The following is a 19,732-nucleotide window of genomic DNA, read 5'->3' on the forward strand; positions in this document are numbered from 1 at the left end:
TGTGACAAAATAGCGCCTTTATCAGAAAACGTCTTAGCCAACCGGTGGAGAAAGCAATGCAGGATCGCAATTTTGATGACATTGCGGAAAAGTTTTCCCGTAACATTTACGGCACCACCAAAGGACAGCTTCGACAGGCTATTCTGTGGCAGGATCTCGATCGTGTGCTGGTGGATATGGAACCGCAAAAACTGCGTGTGCTGGATGCCGGTGGTGGAGAAGGACAGACCGCGATCAAAATGGCCGAACGAGGGCATCAGGTCATTTTATGCGATCTCTCCGCCCAGATGATCGACCGCGCAAAGCAGGCGGCAGACGCTAAAGGTGTGAGCGACAACATGCAATTTATACATTGCGCCGCTCAGGACGTTGCTTCGCATTTGGAAACGCCCGTTGATCTGATATTGTTCCATGCGGTGCTGGAATGGGTGGCTGATCCCCGCAGCGTATTGCAAACGTTGTGGTCAGTGTTGCGCCCAGGCGGCGTGTTGTCATTAATGTTCTACAATGCGCATGGCTTGCTGATGCATAACATGGTCGCAGGGAATTTTGATTACGTGCAGGCGGGAATGCCGAAAAAGAAAAAACGGACGCTTTCGCCAGACTATCCACGCGACCCGGCGCAGGTATATCAGTGGCTGGAAGAAGCTGGCTGGCAAATTATGGGTAAAACCGGCGTTCGCGTGTTTCATGATTATCTGCGTGAAAAGCACCAGCAGCGCGACTGCTACGAAGCATTACTTGAATTAGAAACGCGTTATTGCCGTCAGGAACCGTATATCAGCCTGGGGCGTTATATTCATGTCACCGCGCGCAAACCGCAGAGCAAGGATAAAGTATGAGTGAATTTTCCCAGACAGTCCCCGAACTGGTTGCCTGGGCCAGAAAAAATGACTTCTCCATCTCGCTGCCGGTAGACCGACTCTCTTTTCTGCTGGCGGTTGCCACGCTGAATGGCGAGCGTCTGGATGGTGAGATGAGTGAAGGCGAGCTGGTGGATGCATTCCGCCATGTGAGTGATGCGTTTGAGCAAACCAGCGAAACCATCGGCGTGCGCGCCAACAACGCGATCAACGACATGGTGCGTCAACGTCTGCTGAACCGCTTTACCAGTGAGCAGGCGGAAGGGAATGCTATATATCGTCTGACGCCGCTCGGCATCGGCATTACTGACTACTACATCCGTCAGCGTGAGTTTTCTACGCTACGTCTTTCTATGCAGTTGTCGATCGTTGCAGGCGAACTGAAGCGTGCGGCGGACGCGGCAGAAGAGGGCGGCGATGAGTTTCACTGGCACCGCAATGTTTATGCTCCGCTGAAATATTCGGTAGCAGAAATTTTCGACAGCATCGATCTAACGCAACGTCTGATGGATGAGCAGCAGCAGCAGGTGAAAGATGACATCGCTCAGTTGCTGAATAAAGACTGGCGCGCGGCGATCTCCAGCTGCGAATTGTTGCTTTCAGAAACCTCCGGTACGCTGCGTGAATTGCAGGATACGCTGGAAGCGGCAGGTGACAAATTGCAGGCTAACCTGTTGCGCATCCAGGATGCGACCATGACGCATGACGATCTGCATTTTGTCGATAGTCTGGTGTTCGATCTGCAAAGTAAGCTCGATCGTATTATCAGCTGGGGACAGCAATCTATCGACTTGTGGATTGGCTACGATCGCCACGTACACAAATTTATCCGTACTGCTATCGATATGGATAAAAACCGCGTCTTTGCTCAGCGGTTACGTCAGTCGGTACAAACCTATTTTGATGAACCGTGGGCGCTGACTTACGCTAATGCCGAGCGTCTGTTGGATATGCGTGACGAAGAGATGGCGCTGCGCGACGAAGAAGTGACCGGGGAGCTTCCGCCAGATTTAGAGTACGAAGAGTTCAACGAGATCCGCGAACAACTGGCGGCGATCATCGAAGAACAGCTCGCCGTGTACAAAACCAGACAAGTACCGCTGGATCTTGGTCTGGTGGTACGCGAATATCTGGCGCAGTATCCACGTGCGCGTCACTTTGACGTTGCGCGTATTGTTATTGATCAGGCGGTACGCCTCGGCGTAGCGCAAGCAGATTTCACCGGACTGCCAGCAAAATGGCAGCCGATTAATGATTACGGAGCCAAGGTACAGGCGCATGTCATCGACAAATATTGAACAAGTGATGCCGGTTAAGCTGGCGCAGGCGCTGGCGAATCCGTTATTTCCGGCGCTGGATAGCGCCTTACGTTCAGGCCGTCATATTGGCCTCGACGAACTGGATAATCATGCATTCCTGATGGATTTTCAGGAATATCTGGAAGAGTTTTACGCACGTTATAACGTGGAGCTTATTCGCGCGCCGGAAGGTTTTTTCTATTTGCGCCCACGTTCTACCACTATTATCCCGCGCTCCGTATTGTCGGAACTGGACATGATGGTCGGGAAAATCCTCTGTTATCTCTATCTCAGCCCGGAACGGCTGGCGAACGAGGGGATTTTTACTCAGCAGGAACTGTATGATGAACTGCTCACCCTGGCTGATGAAGCGAAACTGCTGAAACTGGTAAACAACCGTTCTACCGGTTCGGACGTGGATCGCCAGAAGTTGCAGGAAAAAGTACGCTCTTCGCTCAACCGTCTGCGCCGCTTAGGCATGGTGTGGTTTATGGGGCACGACAGCAGCAAGTTCCGCATTACTGAATCGGTGTTCCGTTTCGGTGCGGATGTCCGTGCGGGCGACGATCCGCGCGAAGCCCAGCGTCGCCTGATTCGCGATGGTGAAGCTATGTCGCTGGAAAACCACCTGCAACTCAACGACGAAACTGAAGAGAATCAGCCAGATAGCGGAGAGGAAGAATAATGATTGAACGCGGTAAATTTCGCTCACTGACGCTGATTAACTGGAATGGCTTTTTTGCCCGTACCTTTGACCTTGATGAGCTGGTCACGACGCTTTCCGGCGGTAATGGTGCGGGTAAATCAACCACCATGGCGGCGTTCGTTACGGCGCTTATCCCCGACCTGACCTTGTTGCACTTTCGTAACACCACGGAAGCCGGAGCCACCAGCGGTTCGCGCGATAAAGGCCTGCACGGTAAGTTAAAAGCGGGTGTCTGTTATTCAATGCTCGACACCATCAACTCGCGCCACCAGCGCGTGGTGGTTGGTGTGCGTCTACAACAGGTTGCCGGGCGCGATCGTAAAGTTGATATCAAACCGTTTGCCATTCAGGGGCTGCCGATGTCGGTGCAGCCGACGCAACTGGTGACCGAAACCCTGAACGAACGTCAGGCGCGCGTGCTGCCGCTTAACGAGCTGAAAGACAAACTCGAAGCGATGGAAGGCGTGCAGTTTAAGCAGTTCAACTCCATCACCGATTACCATTCGCTGATGTTCGATCTGGGCATCATCGCGCGTCGTCTGCGTTCTGCTTCTGATCGTAGTAAATTCTATCGTCTGATCGAAGCCTCGCTGTACGGCGGTATTTCCAGCGCCATTACCCGTTCTCTGCGCGATTACCTGCTGCCAGAAAACAGCGGTGTGCGTAAAGCGTTCCAGGACATGGAAGCGGCGCTGCGTGAAAACCGCATGACGCTGGAAGCGATTCGTGTCACTCAGTCTGACCGTGACTTGTTCAAGCATCTGATTAGCGAAGCCACCAACTACGTGGCGGCGGACTACATGCGTCACGCCAACGAGCGCCGTGTCCATCTCGACAAAGCTCTGGAGTTTCGTCGTGAGCTACACACTTCGCGTCAGCAACTGGCGGCGGAGCAGTACAAACACGTCGATATGGCGCGTGAGCTGGCAGAGCACAACGGTGCCGAAGGCGATCTGGAAGCGGATTATCAGGCGGCCAGCGATCACCTGAACCTGGTGCAGACTGCACTGCGTCAGCAGGAAAAGATCGAACGTTACGAAGCGGATCTCGATGAGCTGCAGATCCGTCTGGAAGAGCAAAACGAAGTGGTGGCAGAAGCCATCGAGCGCCAGGAAGAGAACGAAGCGCGTGCGGAAGCCGCCGAACTGGAAGTGGATGAGCTGAAAAGCCAGCTTGCTGACTACCAGCAGGCGCTGGACGTCCAGCAAACGCGCGCGATCCAGTACAACCAGGCGATTGCTGCGCTTAATCGTGCCAAAGAATTGTGTCATCTGCCGGACTTAACCGCCGACAGCGCCGCCGAATGGCTGGAAACCTTCCAGGCGAAAGAGCTGGAAGCGACCGAAAAAATGCTCTCTCTTGAGCAGAAAATGAGCATGGCGCAAACCGCGCACAGCCAGTTTGAGCAGGCTTATCAATTGGTAGTAGCAATCAACGGTCCGCTGGCGCGTAACGAAGCGTGGGAGGTCGCCCGCGAACTGCTGCGCGAAGGGGTCGATCAGCGCCACCTGGCAGAACAGGTTCAGCCGCTGCGGATGCGCTTAAGCGAACTGGAACAGCGTCTGCGCGAGCAGCAAGAAGCCGAACGCCTGCTGGCAGAATTCTGCAAACGTCAGGGCAAGAATTTCGATATCGACGAACTGGAAGCCCTGCATCAGGAACTGGAAGCGCGCATTGCTTCTCTGTCTGACAGCGTGTCTAACGCCCGTGAAGAGCGCATGGCGCTGCGTCAGGAACAGGAACAACTACAATCACGCATTCAGAGTCTGATGCAGCGTGCGCCGGTTTGGCTGGCGGCGCAAAACAGCCTCAATCAGTTGAGTGAGCAGTGCGGTGAAGAGTTCACTTCCAGCCAGGACGTCACTGAATACATGCAACAGTTGCTGGAGCGTGAGCGCGAAGCGATTGTTGAACGTGACGAAGTGGGGGCACGCAAAAACGCCGTTGACGAAGAGATTGAGCGTTTAAGCCAGCCGGGCGGCTCTGAAGATCAGCGCCTGAATGCGCTGGCAGAACGTTTTGGTGGCGTGCTGCTGTCAGAAATTTATGACGACGTTAGCCTTGAAGATGCGCCGTACTTCTCTGCGCTATATGGCCCGTCTCGTCACGCGATCGTCGTGCCGGATCTGTCGCAGATTGCCGAACAACTGGAAGGTTTAACCGATTGCCCGGAAGATCTCTATCTGATCGAAGGTGATCCGCAGTCGTTCGATGACAGCGTGTTCAGCGTTGATGAGCTGGAAAAAGCGGTGGTGGTGAAAATTGCCGACCGTCAGTGGCGTTACTCACGCTTCCCGGAAGTTCCTCTGTTTGGTCGTGCGGCGCGCGAAAGCCGCATTGAAAGCCTTCATGCTGAGCGTGAAGTGCTCTCTGAACGTTTTGCTACGCTCTCCTTTGATGTACAGAAAACCCAGCGTTTGCATCAGGCATTTAGCCGCTTTATCGGCAGCCATCTGGCGGTGGCGTTTGAGTCCGATCCGGAAGCCGAAATCCGCCAACTGAACAGCCGTCGCGTCGAACTGGAGCGGGCGTTGAGTAATCATGAAAATGATAACCAGCAGCAACGTATTCAGTTTGAGCAGGCGAAAGAGGGCGTTACCGCGCTGAACCGCATTCTGCCGCGTCTCAACCTGCTGGCTGATGACAGCCTGGCAGATCGCGTCGATGAAATCCGCGAACGTCTGGATGAAGCCCAGGAAGCCGCGCGTTTTGTTCAGCAGTTCGGTAATCAACTGGCGAAACTGGAGCCGATGGTTTCAGTATTGCAGAGCGACCCTGAACAATTCGAACAGTTAAAAGAAGATTACGCGTACTCCCAGCGGATGCAGCGCGATGCCCGTCAGCAGGCATTTGCCCTGACTGAAGTTGTGCAGCGTCGTGCGCACTTTAGCTACTCCGACTCGGCAGAAATGCTCAGCGGTAACAGCGATCTCAACGAAAAACTGCGTGAACGTCTGGAGCAGGCAGAGGCGGAACGTACCCGCGCTCGTGAAGCGTTGCGTGGTCATGCAGCGCAGTTGAGCCAGTACAACCAGGTACTGGCCTCGCTGAAAAGTTCTTACGACACCAAAAAAGAGCTGCTTAACGATCTGCAACGCGAATTGCAGGATATCGGTGTGCGTGCCGATAGCGGGGCAGAAGAACGGGCGCGCATTCGCCGTGACGAACTACATGCGCAACTGAGCAATAACCGTTCTCGTCGCAACCAACTGGAAAAAGCACTTACCTTCTGCGAAGCGGAGATGGACAACCTGACCCGCAAACTGCGCAAGCTGGAACGTGATTACTTTGAGATGCGCGAGCAGGTGGTGACCGCCAAAGCGGGCTGGTGTGCAGTCATGCGCATGGTGAAAGATAACGGTGTTGAGCGTCGCTTGCACCGTCGCGAGCTGGCTTATCTCTCCGCTGATGATTTGCGTTCCATGTCGGATAAGGCGTTAGGTGCGCTGCGTCTGGCGGTAGCGGATAACGAACATCTACGCGACGTGCTGCGTATGTCGGAAGATCCAAAACGTCCGGAACGTAAAATTCAGTTCTTCGTGGCGGTTTACCAGCATCTGCGTGAACGTATTCGTCAGGATATTATTCGTACCGATGATCCGGTTGAAGCTATCGAGCAGATGGAAATCGAACTTAGCCGTCTGACCGAAGAGTTAACTTCCCGCGAACAGAAACTGGCGATCAGTTCCCGCAGCGTGGCAAACATCATTCGTAAAACCATTCAGCGCGAGCAGAACCGCATCCGTATGCTCAACCAGGGATTGCAGAACGTTTCGTTCGGTCAGGTGAACAGCGTGCGTCTGAACGTGAACGTGCGTGAAACTCACGCCATGCTGCTGGATGTCCTTTCTGAACAGCATGAACAACATCAGGATCTATTTAACAGCAACCGTCTGACCTTCTCGGAAGCCCTGGCGAAACTGTATCAGCGTCTTAACCCGCAGATTGATATGGGCCAGCGCACACCGCAGACCATTGGTGAAGAACTGCTGGATTACCGCAACTACCTGGAGATGGAAGTTGAGGTTAACCGTGGTTCCGATGGCTGGTTGCGTGCGGAATCGGGCGCACTATCTACCGGTGAAGCAATTGGTACAGGTATGTCGATTCTGGTGATGGTGGTACAGAGCTGGGAAGATGAATCACGCCGACTGCGCGGTAAAGACATTTCTCCTTGCCGCCTGCTGTTCCTCGATGAAGCAGCGCGACTGGATGCTCGTTCTATCGCCACGCTGTTTGAATTGTGTGAGCGTTTGCAAATGCAGCTCATCATCGCGGCGCCAGAAAATATTAGCCCGGAGAAAGGCACCACCTACAAACTGGTGCGTAAGGTATTCCAGAATACCGAGCACGTTCATGTGGTTGGTTTACGTGGCTTTGCGCCGCAGCTTCCAGAAACGCTTCCAGGGGCTGACGAAGCGTCTTCCCAGGCAAGTTAAGATTAAGGCGGCAGCGATGTCGCCTTTTTTCAGAAAACTCCGTTTCTGCACTAAAAAAATGCCGCATTACGGCGCGCTTTTCTTTAAACTTCTTTACATTAGGTTGTGTAAAAACGTATCGGTGTTTATATACTGAAGGTAAGCCTGATAAGTAACAGGCTTGCTCGTCATACTTTCGTGAGTATTGGCGTTGTACAGGCAAGTAGAGAAAAGCAGCCTGGCTATTCAAAGTATGATAAAAACAGGGGGCAAGGGATGTTGCTTAACATGATGTGTGGTCGTCGGCTTTCGGCAATAAGTTTGTGTCTGGCCGTAACATTCGCTCCACTGTTCAGTGTGCAGGCTGATGAGCCTGAAGTAATCCCTGGCGACAGCCCGGTGGCTGTTAGCGAACAGGGAGATGCACTGCCGCAAGCGCAAGCTACGGCAATTATGGCGGGACTTCAGCCGCTACCAGAGGGTGCGGCGGAAAACGCTCGCACACAAATCGAATCTCAATTACCCGCAGGTTATAAGCCGGTTTATCTTAACCAGCTTCAACTGCTGTATGCCGCACGTGACATGCAGCCTATGTGGGAAAACCGTGATGCGGTAAAAGCCTTCCAGCAGCAACTGGCGGAAGTGGCGATTGCCGGTTTTCAGCCGCAGTTTAATAAATGGGTAGAGTTACTGACTGATCCTGGCGTTAACGGTCTGGCACGCGACGTAGTGCTGTCGGATGCAATGCTGGGCTATCTCCATTTCGTTGCCAACATTCCGGTCAAAGGTACGCACTGGTTGTACAGCAGTAAACCTTATGCGCTCTCTACACCACCGCTCTCGGTCATTAACCAATGGCAGGTGGCGCTAAATAATGGTCAGTTGCCAACGTTTGTTGCAGGACTGGCTCCGCAGCATCCGCAATATGCCGCGATGCATGAATCTTTATTGACCTTACTCAGCGATACGAAACCGTGGCCACAACTGACCGGTAAAGCAACGCTGCGTCCTGGCCAGTGGAGTAATGATGTACCAGCACTGCGCGAGATTTTGCAGCGAACGGGAATGCTCGAAGGCGGGCCGAAAATTGCGCTCCCTGGCGATGAAACACCCGCAGATGCAGTCGTGAGTCCGTCCGCCGTTGCCGTCGAAACAGCAGAAACTAAGCCGATGGACAGGCAAACTACGGCTCGCAGTAAACCTGCGCCAGCCGTACGCGCTGCCTACGATAATGAGCTGGTGGAAGCCGTTAAACGTTTTCAGGCATGGCAAGGATTGGGGGCCGATGGCGCTATTGGTCCGGCAACGCGGGACTGGTTAAATGTAACGCCAGCCCAGCGTGCAGGTGTGCTGGCACTCAACATCCAGCGTTTACGCTTGCTGCCTGCGGAGCTTTCTACTGGCATCATGGTCAATATACCCGCCTATTCTTTGGTCTATTACCAGAACGGTAATCAGGTGCTGGACTCGCGGGTGATTGTCGGCCGTCCTGACCGCAAAACACCGATGATGAGCAGTGCTTTAAACAATGTGGTGGTGAATCCGCCGTGGAATGTACCGCCGACGCTGGCACGCAAAGATATTCTGCCGAAAGTGCGTAACGATCCGGGTTATCTGGAAAGTCATGGCTATACGGTGATGCGCGGCTGGAACAGCAAAGAAGCGATTGATCCGTGGCAGGTTGACTGGTCAACGATTACCGCCTCGAATTTACCGTTCCGCTTCCAGCAAGCTCCTGGCCCACGAAATTCGCTAGGACGGTATAAATTTAATATGCCGAGTTCAGACGCTATCTACTTACATGACACGCCTAATCACAATCTGTTCAAGCGTGATACACGCGCGTTAAGCTCAGGGTGTGTGCGGGTGAATAAGGCATCTGATCTGGCAAATATGCTGTTGCAGGATGCAGGCTGGAATGACAAGCGTATTTCCGACGCCCTGAAGCAGGGAGATACCCGTTACGTCAATATCCGTCAGTCGATCCCGGTTAATCTCTACTACCTGACCGCTTTTGTCGGTGCAGATGGTCGTACTCAATATCGTACAGATATTTACAATTATGATCTGCCTGCGCGATCCAGCTCGCAAATTGTATCGAAAGCGGAACAATTAATCAGATAAATGAAGTAGTTCGGGTAAATCAGTTGTCGTAATAATTGGCAAAATTGGGGGCTATTCTCGCTAGCCCCCATCACTGCTGGGATTGAGTCATCTTGACGTTAGCTTTATGCGCGGTTAAGGTGCCTCTTGTGCGCCAGAAGTGCATATAAACGATAACATTGACCTGTAGACTTGATTATCATGGACAAATTCGACGCTAATCGCCGTAAACTGCTGGCGCTTGGTGGCGTTGCACTTGGTGCCGCCATCTTGCCGACCCCTGCGTTTGCGACACTCTCTACCCCACGTCCGCGTATTTTGACACTCAACAATCTCCATACCGGAGAGTCCATTAAAGCGGAGTTTTTCGATGGCAGAGGCTATATTCAGGAAGAATTGGCAAAACTAAACCATTTTTTCCGCGATTTCCGCGCGAACAAAATAAAGTCCATCGACCCAGGATTATTCGACCAGTTGTATCGCCTGCAAGGGCTGTTAGGCACCCGCAAACCGGTGCAACTCATTTCCGGTTATCGCTCCATTGATACCAACAATGAACTACGCGCGCACAGCCGTGGGGTAGCGAAGAAAAGCTATCACACCAAAGGCCAGGCGATGGATTTCCATATTGAAGGTGTCGCGTTAAGCAATATTCGCAAAGCAGCGTTATCTATGCGTGCAGGTGGTGTAGGATATTACCCACGTAGTAACTTTGTGCATATTGATACCGGGCCAGCACGGCACTGGTAACAATCGCTTAACAAAACAGGGGCAGTATGAATTATCGTATTATTCCGGTCACTGCATTCTCCCAGAACTGCTCATTGATCTGGTGTGAACAAACTCGCCTGGCTGCACTGGTTGATCCTGGCGGCGATGCGGAAAAAATCAAACAGGAAGTTGATGCCAGCGGCCTGACGCTAATGCAGATCCTGCTGACGCATGGTCACCTGGATCATGTTGGCGCGGCGGCGGAACTGGCGCAACATTACGGCGTGCCGGTTCTTGGGCCGGAAAAAGAAGATGAGTTCTGGCTGCAAGGCTTGCCTGCGCAAAGCCGTATGTTCGGTCTGGAGGAGTGTCAGCCACTAACGCCGGATCGTTGGCTGAACGAAGGCGACACTATCAGCATAGGGAATGTGACTTTACAGGTGTTACATTGCCCTGGGCATACGCCGGGTCATGTGGTCTTCTTTGATAATCAGTCAAAACTGCTCATTTCTGGCGACGTTATTTTCAAAGGCGGAGTAGGGCGTAGCGACTTCCCTCGTGGTGACCATAATCAACTGATCTCTTCGATTAAAGATAAACTGCTGCCACTGGGCGATGACGTGACATTTATTCCGGGTCACGGACCATTATCCACTCTTGGTTATGAGCGCCTGCATAATCCCTTCCTGCAAGACGAAATGCCCGTCTGGTAAAGGCGTATAAAAAAGCCCGCTTTCAATGCGGGCCTGGATTTCTGGCAAAGTGCGCTTTGTTTATGCCGGATGCGGCGCGAGCGCCTTATCCGGCCTACAAAATCGTGCAAATTCAAAATATTGCAGGGGACGCGTAGGCCTGATAAGCGTAGCGCATCAGGCAATGCTGCGTTTGTCAGCAACCTCAGCCCGCTTTCAGCGGGCTTCATTGGTTTTAACTCTTACAGCACTGCCACAATCGCTTCGCACAGCGGAGCCATGTTGTCTGGCGTCATCCCGGCTACGTTCACACGACCGGAAGCCACCGCATACACGCCAAACTCTTCACGCAGACGCAGTACCTGTTCTTTTGTCAGGCCGCTAAAGGAGAACATGCCGTTCTGTTTGATGATGAAACTGAAGTCGCGGTTTGCGCCTTTTTCCTGCAGCGTATTGACGAACAACTGACGCATACGCTGAATACGCTGGCGCATATCAGTCAGCTCTTGTTCCCAAATCGCACGTAACGCATCGTTGCTCAGGATGGTGGCAACAACCGAAGCGCCGTGTGCTGGTGGGTTAGAGTAGTTAGCGCGAATCGCCGCTTTCATTTGGCTGAATGCGCGATCAACGGTTTCACTGTCAGCAGCAACCAGAGTACAAGCGCCAACGCGCTCGTTGTACAGGCCAAAGTTTTTAGAGTAGGAACTGGCGACGATCAGTTCTTTATGCAGACCAGCGAAAACGCGCAGACCTTCAGCATCTTCTTCCAGACCGCGAGCAAAACCCTGGTAAGCGAAGTCAAACAGCGGTAACCAGCCTTTCTCAACGGAAAGCTGCGCCAGCGTTTGCCATTGCTCCAGTGTAGGATCGATACCGGTTGGGTTATGGCAACAGCCATGGAACAGCACTACGTCGCCAGCCTGAGCTTCGTTCAGGCTGTTAATCAGTGCATCGAAGTCAAGGGTGTGATTTTCCGCATCATAATAAGCGTATTCACGAACTTCCAGACCTGCAGAGTTAAAGACGCTCTTATGGTTCGGCCAGCTTGGGTTGCTTACCCACACACGCTTAACGCTGGTATTTTTTGCCAGGAAATCGGCAGCCACGCGTAGTGCGCCAGTGCCACCCGGAGTCTGTGCTGTGCGAGCACGTTTGTCATTGATCAGGGCGCTACCTTTACCAAACAGCAGTTCCTGAGTGCAGCGACCAAATTCAGGGATGCCGTCAATGCCGAGGTAGTTTTTGGTGGTTTCATTTTCGAGCAGATACTGTTCAGCCTTTTTAACGCTGGTCAGCACCGGGGTTTTGCCCGTCTCATCTTTATAGACACCAATCCCAAGGTTAATTTTGCTGGGACGTTCATCGGCACGAAACAGATCGGCCAGACCCAGAATTGGGTCGGCAGGAGCGGCGGTAATGTTCTCAAACATGACGAGGTTCCATTATGGTTACAGAAGGGAAGTCCGCTATCAGGGTAACGGGAGATTTACAAAATTCCAACTATTACTGATGAAAACGCCGACTGTTTTTGCAAGACGTGAGATTGCTCTGGAAGGCATAAAAAAAACAGGACCAAAGTCCTGTTTTTTCGGCATTTAACAAAGAGGTCTGCTATTAAAACTGGTAAACGATACCCACAGCAACGGTGTCGTCTGAACCTACGCCCAGTTTGTTGTCAGAATCGATCTGGTTGATGATGTAGTCAACGTAGGTGGACATGTTTTTGTTGAAGTAGTAGGTTGCGCCCACTTCAAAGTAGTTCACCAGATCAACATCACCGATACCTTCTACGTCTTTCGCTTTAGATTTGGTGTAAGCGATGGACGGACGCAGACCGAAATCGAACTGGTATTGTGCAACTAACAGAACGTCTTGTGTTTTGTTGGCAAAGCCGCCAGTGATCGGCGTAGCGTTACGGGTTTCACCGTAGTTTGCCGCCAGGTAGATGTTGTTTGCATCATACTTCAGGCCAGTAGCCCACTGTTCAGCTTTTTTACCCTGGCCAAGAGGCTGAGCTTCCTGCAAGTTGGTGCGGTCAGCAGCACCATAAGCACCAACGATACCAAAGCCTTCGAATTCGTAGCTGATGGAGCCGCCAACACCGTCGCCGTTAGAACGACGTGCGGTGTCACGTTCGTTTTTACCCAGGTACTGAACAGCGAAATTCAGGCCGTCAACCAGACCAAAGAAGTTGGAGTTACGGTAAGTTGCAACGCCGCCAACACGGCCAACGAAGAAGTCATCGCTGTATGCAGTGTCACCACCAAACTCTGGCAGCATATCGGTGTAACCCAGTGCATCATAAACAACACCATAGTTACGACCGTAATCGATTGAGCCAGCATCAGCAAATTTCAGACCAGCGAACGCCAGACGGGTTTTATTGCCATTTTGGGCATCGGAACCCTCAGAGTTGTTACCCTGGAAGTTGTATTCCCACTGACCGTAACCGGTCAGGTCGGAATTGATTTGAGTTTCCCCTTTAAAACCAAGACGGGCATAGGTCATATCGCCATTGCCACCGTAACTGTTTTCACCGTTACCCTTGGAAAAATAGTGCAGACCGACAGCTTTACCGTACAGATCTACTTTGTTGCCATCTTTGTTATAGATTTCTGCAGCGTTTGCAGTACCTGCTACTAACAGAGCAGGGACGATCACTGCCAGAATGTTGCGCTTCATCATTATTTATTACCCTCATGGTTTTTTTTATGACACCTGCCACTGCCGTCAATAAGTTTCGTCAATAAATATTTACGGAGCTATTGATGAAAGTTTGGTGTCTTTATGTATCTGCAGGCATCTTTCCATTCAAACTAACGTTTCGCTACCGTGAAAGTGCTACAAATATAAAGATATAGTTACAAAAAGAAAAAATATGTAACTAAAGGTAAATTTTAAGGAACTTTGTGAACGCCGTCATATTTCCATTAGACTTTAATGATATTTGCAGAGAGTTTGATCTATATATATGATTTCCTTATATTAAATTTAGCTAAACGAAAATTTTCGCTCTGATAATTCCTCTCAGTGGCTTCGCTAAAACACAGGTTCAGACGTCCAGAAAGCCAATAAGAAGTATAAAAATTGTGCTATCAGCTAGGAAATAACTAATCCGCAATAAGAATGCGGATTATTTTTTGTTCATAAATATTACGTGGAAATATTCCGTAACAGGAAGGTTGTTGTGACAGGGTTGCAAATAGATTGATTGACTTAACAAACAGATAACTTGACAGAAGGGAATAGAAAAGAGCCAGCGGGCGCTGGCTCTCGGAAAAACTAAATTAGAAGCTGGCGTTACGCGGAGTACGCGGGAACGGAATCACGTCACGCACGTTTTGCACACCAGTCACGTAGGCGATCAGACGTTCAAAACCAAGACCGAAACCGGAATGCGGAACAGTACCGTAGCGACGCAGATCGCGATACCACCAGTAATCTTCTTTGTTCAGGCCCATCTCCAGCATACGCTCGTCCAGTACGTCCAGACGCTCTTCGCGCTGTGAACCACCAATGATCTCACCGATGCCCGGTGCCAGAACGTCCATTGCCGCGACGGTTTTACCGTCTTCGTTAAGACGCATATAGAACGCCTTAATATCTTTCGGATAGTTTTTCACCACGACCGGCGCTTTAAAGTGTTCTTCTGCCAGGTAACGCTCATGCTCGGAAGAGAGATCCACGCCCCAGTAAACCGGGTTTTCAAATTTCTTACCGCAATTTTCGAGGATGGTTACCGCATCGGTGTAATCAACCTGCGCAAAGTCGGCTTCAATGAAGCGTTCCAGACGGCTGACAGCATCTTTATCTACGCGTTCAGCGAAGAATTTCATGTCGTCTGCACGTTCTTCGAGAACCGCTTTGAAGACATATTTCAGCATGGCTTCAGCCAGACCGGCGATATCGTTCAGGTTAGCAAACGCCACTTCCGGCTCCAGCATCCAGAATTCCGCCAGATGCCGGCTGGTGTTGGAGTTTTCTGCACGGAAAGTCGGGCCGAAGGTATAAATTTTGGACAATGCGCAAGCGTAGGTTTCACCGTTCAACTGACCAGATACGGTCAGGAAAGACTCTTTACCGAAGAAGTCTTTGTCGAAATCCACTTTGCCCTGATCGTTACGCGGCAGGTTTTCCAGATCCAGCGTTGAAACGCGGAACATTTCGCCAGCGCCTTCGGTATCAGATGCGGTAATCAGTGGCGTTGAAACCCAGAAGAATCCCTGCTCGTTAAAGAAGCGATGCAGCGCCTGTGCCAGCGTGTGGCGAACGCGCGCAACAGCGCCAATCAGGTTGGTACGTGGACGCAGGTGAGCGACTTCACGCAGATACTCAATGCTGTGGCGCTTTGCTGCCATCGGGTAAGTATCTGGATCTTCAACCCAGCCGGCAACTTCAACGTTGCTGGCCTGAATTTCAAATTGTTGCCCCTGACCCGGCGACGCCACGACTTTACCCGTCACAATGACCGAGCAACCGGTGGTCAGACGCAGGACGTCTTCATTGTAATTGGGCAGAGAATTATTGATGACAGCCTGTACAGGATCAAAGCAGGAACCGTCATAAACGGCGAGGAAGGAGATGCCAGCTTTTGAATCTCGGCGGGTACGCACCCATCCGCGCACGGTGACTTCGCTGTCAACGGCTACGCGGCCCTGGAGTACGTCGGCTACAGGCACAACGCTCATAATATTCTCTCTGTTAATAGTCGGAAAAAATAAACACTTGTCCACCCGTCAATGGGGGGATACCTATGTTACCTGGCATCTGCAATCAGACAAGCAGAATTCGCAGATGGGACAAAAGATTTCGGAATAAAAGGCAAAAAAGGGAGCCGTTATGGCTCCCTGATGATATTAACTGGCTTTTTTAATATGCGGAAGGTCGAACGCTTTACGCAGCGCACGGACAAACGCTTTGTCATGGCAGATAGTTTTGCCAGGGCTGTCAGAAAGTTTCGCCACCGGTTTACCGTTACACTCCACCAGCTTAATCACAATATTCAGTGGTTTGACCTGGGGGATATCGCAGGTCAGGCGTGTACCGATACCAAAACTTAATTGCACACGGGAAGAGAAGTGGCGATAAAGCTCGACCGCTTTGCGTAAATCCAGATTGTCAGAGAAAACCAGCGTTTTGCTCTGCGGATCAATTCCCAGCTTCTCATAATGTGCAATGGCTTTTTCGCCCCATTCTACCGGGTCGCCGGAATCATGGCGAAGCCCCTGGTAACGACTGGCAAATTCCACGCCGAAATCACGCAGAAAGGCATCCATAGTAATGCAGTCGGTTAACGCAATGCCAAGTTGGTCAGGATATTCTTCCAGCCACGCAGCAAGTGCAGCGCGCTGACTATTGGCAAGATCCGGGCTGATTTGTTGATGCGCCTGGAACCATTCATGCGCCTGTGTTCCCATCGGGGTGAGGGAAAGCCGACGTGCCAGATCGTAGTTACTGGTGCCAACGAACCAGGGTTCCTGTTGCAAACGTTTAACGATGGTTTCTTGTACTTCGCGGGAAAAACGGCGACGAGTGCCGAAATCCATCAGATGGAAGCGCGACATCTCGAGATCGGCGGTTAATGCCGAAAAGTCGACTAATTTGCTTTCCAGGGTATCGAGGGCTTGCGCAACGTCGGCCTGCGGTGAGCGATAGCGATGTACCATTTCACTGATGACCGCCAGCAGAGGAACTTCCCAGAGGATGACTTCACGCCACGGGCCGGTTAAACGAATATCCAGCTTACCGTTATCGTTGGTGACGGTGACCTGTTCCGGGTTAAAGCGGAACTCGCGCAGCCAGTTGAGATAGTCGGCCTTAAAAAAAGGCAGGGCAGAGAGCCATTGATATTCATCATCCTGCAGGCGCAGGTGCTGCATCGCCTGAACCTGTTCACGAATAGCATCGGCATAAATACCCAGCAGATCGTCACCTCGGCAACGAAACTCCGCCGCGACATGCACATCATAATAGTGATGAAACACGGCTTGCTGCATATGCAACTTATAAGCATCTGTATCCAGCAACGAGTGCAGAACAGGAGAAGCGAATTGTGTCATAGGTGCGCAGTAGCGTCCTCGTACGGGAGCGTTTAGTACAATAAACATCTTCAGGAACTGCTGGAGTATACCTTGTTTCGCAATTTATTGAACCCCGATCACACCATATGCCACCTTTATGGTCGATGGCATTGCGTACTGTATGTTATAAAAATGTAGCAATAAAAGCGTTTGTACCTGAAAAGATGAAGATTCTGCGTAGCGAGATTTATGCAACAGGAATAGACTGAACACCTGACTCTATAAAAGATGCTAAAGGTTATTTATGACTCAACAGCCACAAGCCAAATACCGTCACGACTATCGTGCGCCGGATTACCAGATTACTGATATTGACTTGACCTTTGACCTGAACGCGCAAAAGACGGTGGTTACCGCGATCAGCCAGGCTGTCCGTCATGGTGCATCAGATGCTCCGCTTCGTCTGGACGGCGAAGCCCTTAAACTAGTCTCTATTCATATTAATGATGAGCCGTGGACAGCCTGGAAAGAAGAAGAGGGCGCACTGATCATCAGTAATTTACCGGAACGTTTTACGCTCAAGATTGTTAATGAAATTAGCCCGGCGTCCAACACCGCGCTGGAAGGGCTTTACCAGTCAGGCGATGCGCTCTGCACTCAGTGTGAGGCTGAAGGTTTCCGCCATATTACGTACTCTCTCGATCGCCCGGATGTGCTGGCGCGTTTTACCACCAAAATTATTGCGGATAAAACCAAATACCCGTTCCTGCTTTCCAACGGTAACCGTGTTGCGCAAGGCGAACTGGAAAATGGACGTCACTGGGTACAGTGGCAGGATCCATTCCCGAAACCGAGCTATCTGTTTGCGCTGGTAGCTGGTGACTTCGATGTACTTCGCGACACTTTCACTACCCGCTCCGGTCGCGAAGTGGCGCTGGAGTTGTATGTCGATCGCGGTAATCTTGATCGCGCGCCGTGGGCGATGACCTCGCTGAAAAATTCCATGAAGTGGGATGAAGAACGCTTTGGTCTGGAGTATGACCTCGACATCTATATGATCGTTGCAGTGGATTTCTTCAACATGGGCGCAATGGAGAATAAAGGTCTCAACATCTTTAACTCCAAATATGTGCTGGCGCGTACCGACACCGCAACCGATAAAGATTATCTCGACATTGAGCGTGTCATCGGTCATGAATATTTCCATAACTGGACCGGCAACCGCGTTACCTGCCGTGACTGGTTCCAGCTCAGTTTGAAAGAAGGCTTGACTGTTTTCCGCGATCAGGAGTTCAGTTCTGACCTTGGTTCCCGCGCGGTAAACCGTATCAACAACGTGCGCACCATGCGCGGATTGCAGTTTGCGGAAGACGCCAGTCCGATGGCGCACCCAATCCGTCCGGATATGGTCATTGAAATGAACAACTTCTACACCCTGACCGTTTACGAGAAGGGCGCGGAAGTGATTCGTATGATCCACACTCTGCTGGGTGAAGAAAACTTCCAGAAAGGGATGCAGCTCTATTTCGAGCGTCACGATGGTAGTGCTGCGACCTGCGACGATTTCGTTCAGGCGATGGAAGATGCGTCAAATGTCGATCTTTCCCATTTCCGTCGCTGGTACAGCCAGTCCGGTACGCCGATTGTGACTGTTAAAGACGACTACAATCCGGAAACCGAGCAGTACACCTTGACCATCAGCCAGCGCACACCAGCCACGCCGGATCAGGCAGAAAAACAGCCGCTACATATTCCGTTTGCTATCGAACTGTATGACAACGAAGGCAAAGTGATTCCGTTGCAGAAGGGGGGCCATCCGGTCAATCCGGTATTGAATGTCACCCAGGCGGAACAGACCTTTGTCTTCGATAACGTCTACTTCCAGCCTGTGCCTGCGCTGCTTTGCGAATTTTCTGCGCCGGTGAAACTGGAATATAAGTGGAGCGACCAGCAACTGACTTTCCTGATGCGCCATGCGCGTAATGATTTCTCTCGCTGGGATGCGGCGCAAAGCCTGCTCGCAACCTACATCAAACTGAACGTCGCCCGTCATCAGCAAGGTCAACCATTGTCTTTACCAGCACATGTTGCCGATGCTTTCCGCGCGGTACTGCTCGATGAGAAGATTGATCCGGCGCTGGCGGCAGAAATCCTGACGCTGCCTTCCGTCAATGAAATGGCAGAACTGTTCGATATCATCGACCCGATTGCCATTGCTGAAGTGCGCGAAGCTCTCACCCGTACTCTGGCGGCTGAACTGGCGGATGAGTTGCTTGCTATTTATAACGCGAATTACCAGAGCGAGTACCGCGTTGAGCATGAAGATATTGCAAAACGCACTCTGCGTAATGCCTGCCTGCGTTTCCTCGCTTTTGGTGAAACGCATCTGGCTGACGTGCTGGTGAGCAAGCAGTTCCACGAGGCCAACAATATGACCGATGCGTTGGCGGCGCTCTCGGCGGCGGTTGCTGCGCAGTTACCATGTCGTGATGCGCTGATGCAGGAGTACGACGACAAATGGCATCAGGACGGTCTGGTGATGGATAAATGGTTTATCCTGCAAGCCACCAGTCCGGCGGCGAATGTACTGGAGACGGTGCGCAGCCTGTTGCAGCATCGTTCGTTCACCATGAGCAACCCGAACCGTATTCGTTCGTTGATTGGGGCGTTTGCGGGCAGCAACCCGGCTGCGTTCCATGCCGAAGATGGCAGCGGTTATCAGTTCCTGGTGGAAATGCTCACCGACCTGAACAGCCGTAACCCGCAGGTGGCTTCGCGCCTGATTGAGCCGTTGATTCGCCTGAAACGTTACGATGCTAAACGTCAGGCGAAAATGCGTGCGGCGCTGGAGCAGTTAAAAGGACTGGAAAATCTTTCTGGTGATCTGTACGAGAAGATCACCAAAGCTCTGGCTTGAT

At 51.6% G+C, this 19,732-nt stretch carries 12 protein-coding genes; 8 read left to right on the top strand and 4 right to left on the bottom strand.

Annotated elements, in window-relative coordinates; translation table 11 throughout:
- Nucleotides 1-56: 56 nt before the first annotated feature.
- The 7 genes from cmoM (at nt 57) to gloC (ending at nt 10,812) form a co-directional block, all read left to right on the top strand.
- Nucleotides 57-842 carry a tRNA uridine 5-oxyacetic acid(34) methyltransferase CmoM gene (gene cmoM / locus RGV86_RS20680; RefSeq protein WP_010344470.1) on the top strand — a complete coding sequence of 262 codons (786 nt, stop codon included), beginning with the start codon at nt 57-59 and terminating at the stop codon, nt 840-842.
- Nucleotides 839-2,161, top strand: a complete 1,323-nt coding sequence (gene mukF / locus RGV86_RS20685; RefSeq protein ID WP_085460587.1) for a chromosome partition protein MukF — start codon at nt 839-841, stop codon at nt 2,159-2,161. Before cmoM ends, mukF begins: the two co-directional genes overlap by 4 nt.
- On the top strand, nt 2,142-2,846 hold the full coding sequence (mukE, locus tag RGV86_RS20690) for a chromosome partition protein MukE (protein WP_010344468.1): 705 nt from the start codon (nt 2,142-2,144) through the stop codon (nt 2,844-2,846). Before mukF ends, mukE begins: the two co-directional genes overlap by 20 nt.
- Nucleotides 2,846-7,306 (top strand): chromosome partition protein MukB, encoded by a 4,461-nt coding sequence (gene mukB, locus RGV86_RS20695; RefSeq protein ID WP_000572685.1) that lies wholly within the window; start codon nt 2,846-2,848, stop codon nt 7,304-7,306. The genes mukE and mukB overlap by 1 nt, the downstream gene beginning before the upstream one ends.
- Nucleotides 7,307-7,561: 255 nt before the next feature.
- Nucleotides 7,562-9,409 (top strand): L,D-transpeptidase, encoded by a 1,848-nt coding sequence (ldtD, locus tag RGV86_RS20700; protein WP_000926032.1) that lies wholly within the window; start codon nt 7,562-7,564, stop codon nt 9,407-9,409.
- A gap of 180 nt (nt 9,410-9,589) precedes the next feature.
- A complete protein-coding gene (mepK, locus tag RGV86_RS20705) occupies nt 9,590-10,138 on the top strand; it encodes a peptidoglycan L,D-endopeptidase MepK (protein ID WP_001516120.1) in 549 nt (182 codons plus the stop codon).
- 26 nt (nt 10,139-10,164) lie between these two features.
- The gene (gene gloC, locus RGV86_RS20710; RefSeq protein WP_001109462.1) at nt 10,165-10,812 is read left to right on the top strand and encodes a hydroxyacylglutathione hydrolase GloC; all 648 of its coding nucleotides are present in this window, start codon (nt 10,165-10,167) and stop codon (nt 10,810-10,812) included.
- Between the two features lie 221 nt (nt 10,813-11,033).
- Here gloC and aspC read toward each other — a convergent pair whose 3' ends face one another.
- The 4 genes from aspC to pncB form a co-directional block, all read right to left on the bottom strand.
- A complete protein-coding gene (aspC, locus tag RGV86_RS20715; protein WP_000462704.1) occupies nt 11,034-12,224 on the bottom strand; it encodes an aspartate transaminase in 1,191 nt (396 codons plus the stop codon).
- A gap of 184 nt (nt 12,225-12,408) precedes the next feature.
- Nucleotides 12,409-13,479: a porin OmpF gene (gene ompF, locus RGV86_RS20720; protein WP_000977930.1), complete on the bottom strand. Its 1,071-nt coding sequence runs from the start codon at nt 13,477-13,479 to the stop codon at nt 12,409-12,411.
- 602 nt (nt 13,480-14,081) lie between these two features.
- Nucleotides 14,082-15,482: an asparagine--tRNA ligase gene (gene asnS, locus RGV86_RS20725; protein WP_000117892.1), complete on the bottom strand. Its 1,401-nt coding sequence runs from the start codon at nt 15,480-15,482 to the stop codon at nt 14,082-14,084.
- 168 nt (nt 15,483-15,650) lie between these two features.
- Complete coding sequence (gene pncB, locus RGV86_RS20730; RefSeq protein ID WP_010344462.1) at nt 15,651-16,853, bottom strand: nicotinate phosphoribosyltransferase; 1,203 nt, start codon at nt 16,851-16,853, stop codon at nt 15,651-15,653.
- Between the two features lie 265 nt (nt 16,854-17,118).
- Between pncB and pepN the strand changes: the two genes are divergently transcribed.
- Nucleotides 17,119-19,731 (top strand): aminopeptidase N, encoded by a 2,613-nt coding sequence (pepN, locus tag RGV86_RS20735; protein WP_085460588.1) that lies wholly within the window; start codon nt 17,119-17,121, stop codon nt 19,729-19,731.
- The last annotated feature ends 1 nt before the right edge of the window (nt 19,732 follow it).

It is taken from the genome of Escherichia ruysiae (genome assembly GCF_031323975.1).
In the GTDB taxonomy this organism is placed as follows: domain Bacteria; phylum Pseudomonadota; class Gammaproteobacteria; order Enterobacterales; family Enterobacteriaceae; genus Escherichia; species Escherichia ruysiae.

Bases quoted from the DNA above. Each gene is read 5' to 3' on its own strand.
- mukE (WP_010344468.1), top strand. From the start codon at position 2,142: ATGTCATCGACAAATATTGAACAAGTGATGCCGGTTAAGCTGGCGCAG.
- aspC (WP_000462704.1), bottom strand. From the start codon at position 12,224: ATGTTTGAGAACATTACCGCCGCTCCTGCCGACCCAATTCTGGGTCTG.
- ompF (WP_000977930.1), bottom strand. From the start codon at position 13,479: ATGATGAAGCGCAACATTCTGGCAGTGATCGTCCCTGCTCTGTTAGTA.
- ldtD (WP_000926032.1), top strand. From the start codon at position 7,562: ATGTTGCTTAACATGATGTGTGGTCGTCGGCTTTCGGCAATAAGTTTG.
- cmoM (WP_010344470.1), top strand. From the start codon at position 57: ATGCAGGATCGCAATTTTGATGACATTGCGGAAAAGTTTTCCCGTAAC.
- mukF (WP_085460587.1), top strand. From the start codon at position 839: ATGAGTGAATTTTCCCAGACAGTCCCCGAACTGGTTGCCTGGGCCAGA.
- pncB (WP_010344462.1), bottom strand. From the start codon at position 16,853: ATGACACAATTCGCTTCTCCTGTTCTGCACTCGTTGCTGGATACAGAT.
- pepN (WP_085460588.1), top strand. From the start codon at position 17,119: ATGACTCAACAGCCACAAGCCAAATACCGTCACGACTATCGTGCGCCG.
- asnS (WP_000117892.1), bottom strand. From the start codon at position 15,482: ATGAGCGTTGTGCCTGTAGCCGACGTACTCCAGGGCCGCGTAGCCGTT.
- mepK (WP_001516120.1), top strand. From the start codon at position 9,590: ATGGACAAATTCGACGCTAATCGCCGTAAACTGCTGGCGCTTGGTGGC.
- gloC (WP_001109462.1), top strand. From the start codon at position 10,165: ATGAATTATCGTATTATTCCGGTCACTGCATTCTCCCAGAACTGCTCA.
- mukB (WP_000572685.1), top strand. From the start codon at position 2,846: ATGATTGAACGCGGTAAATTTCGCTCACTGACGCTGATTAACTGGAAT.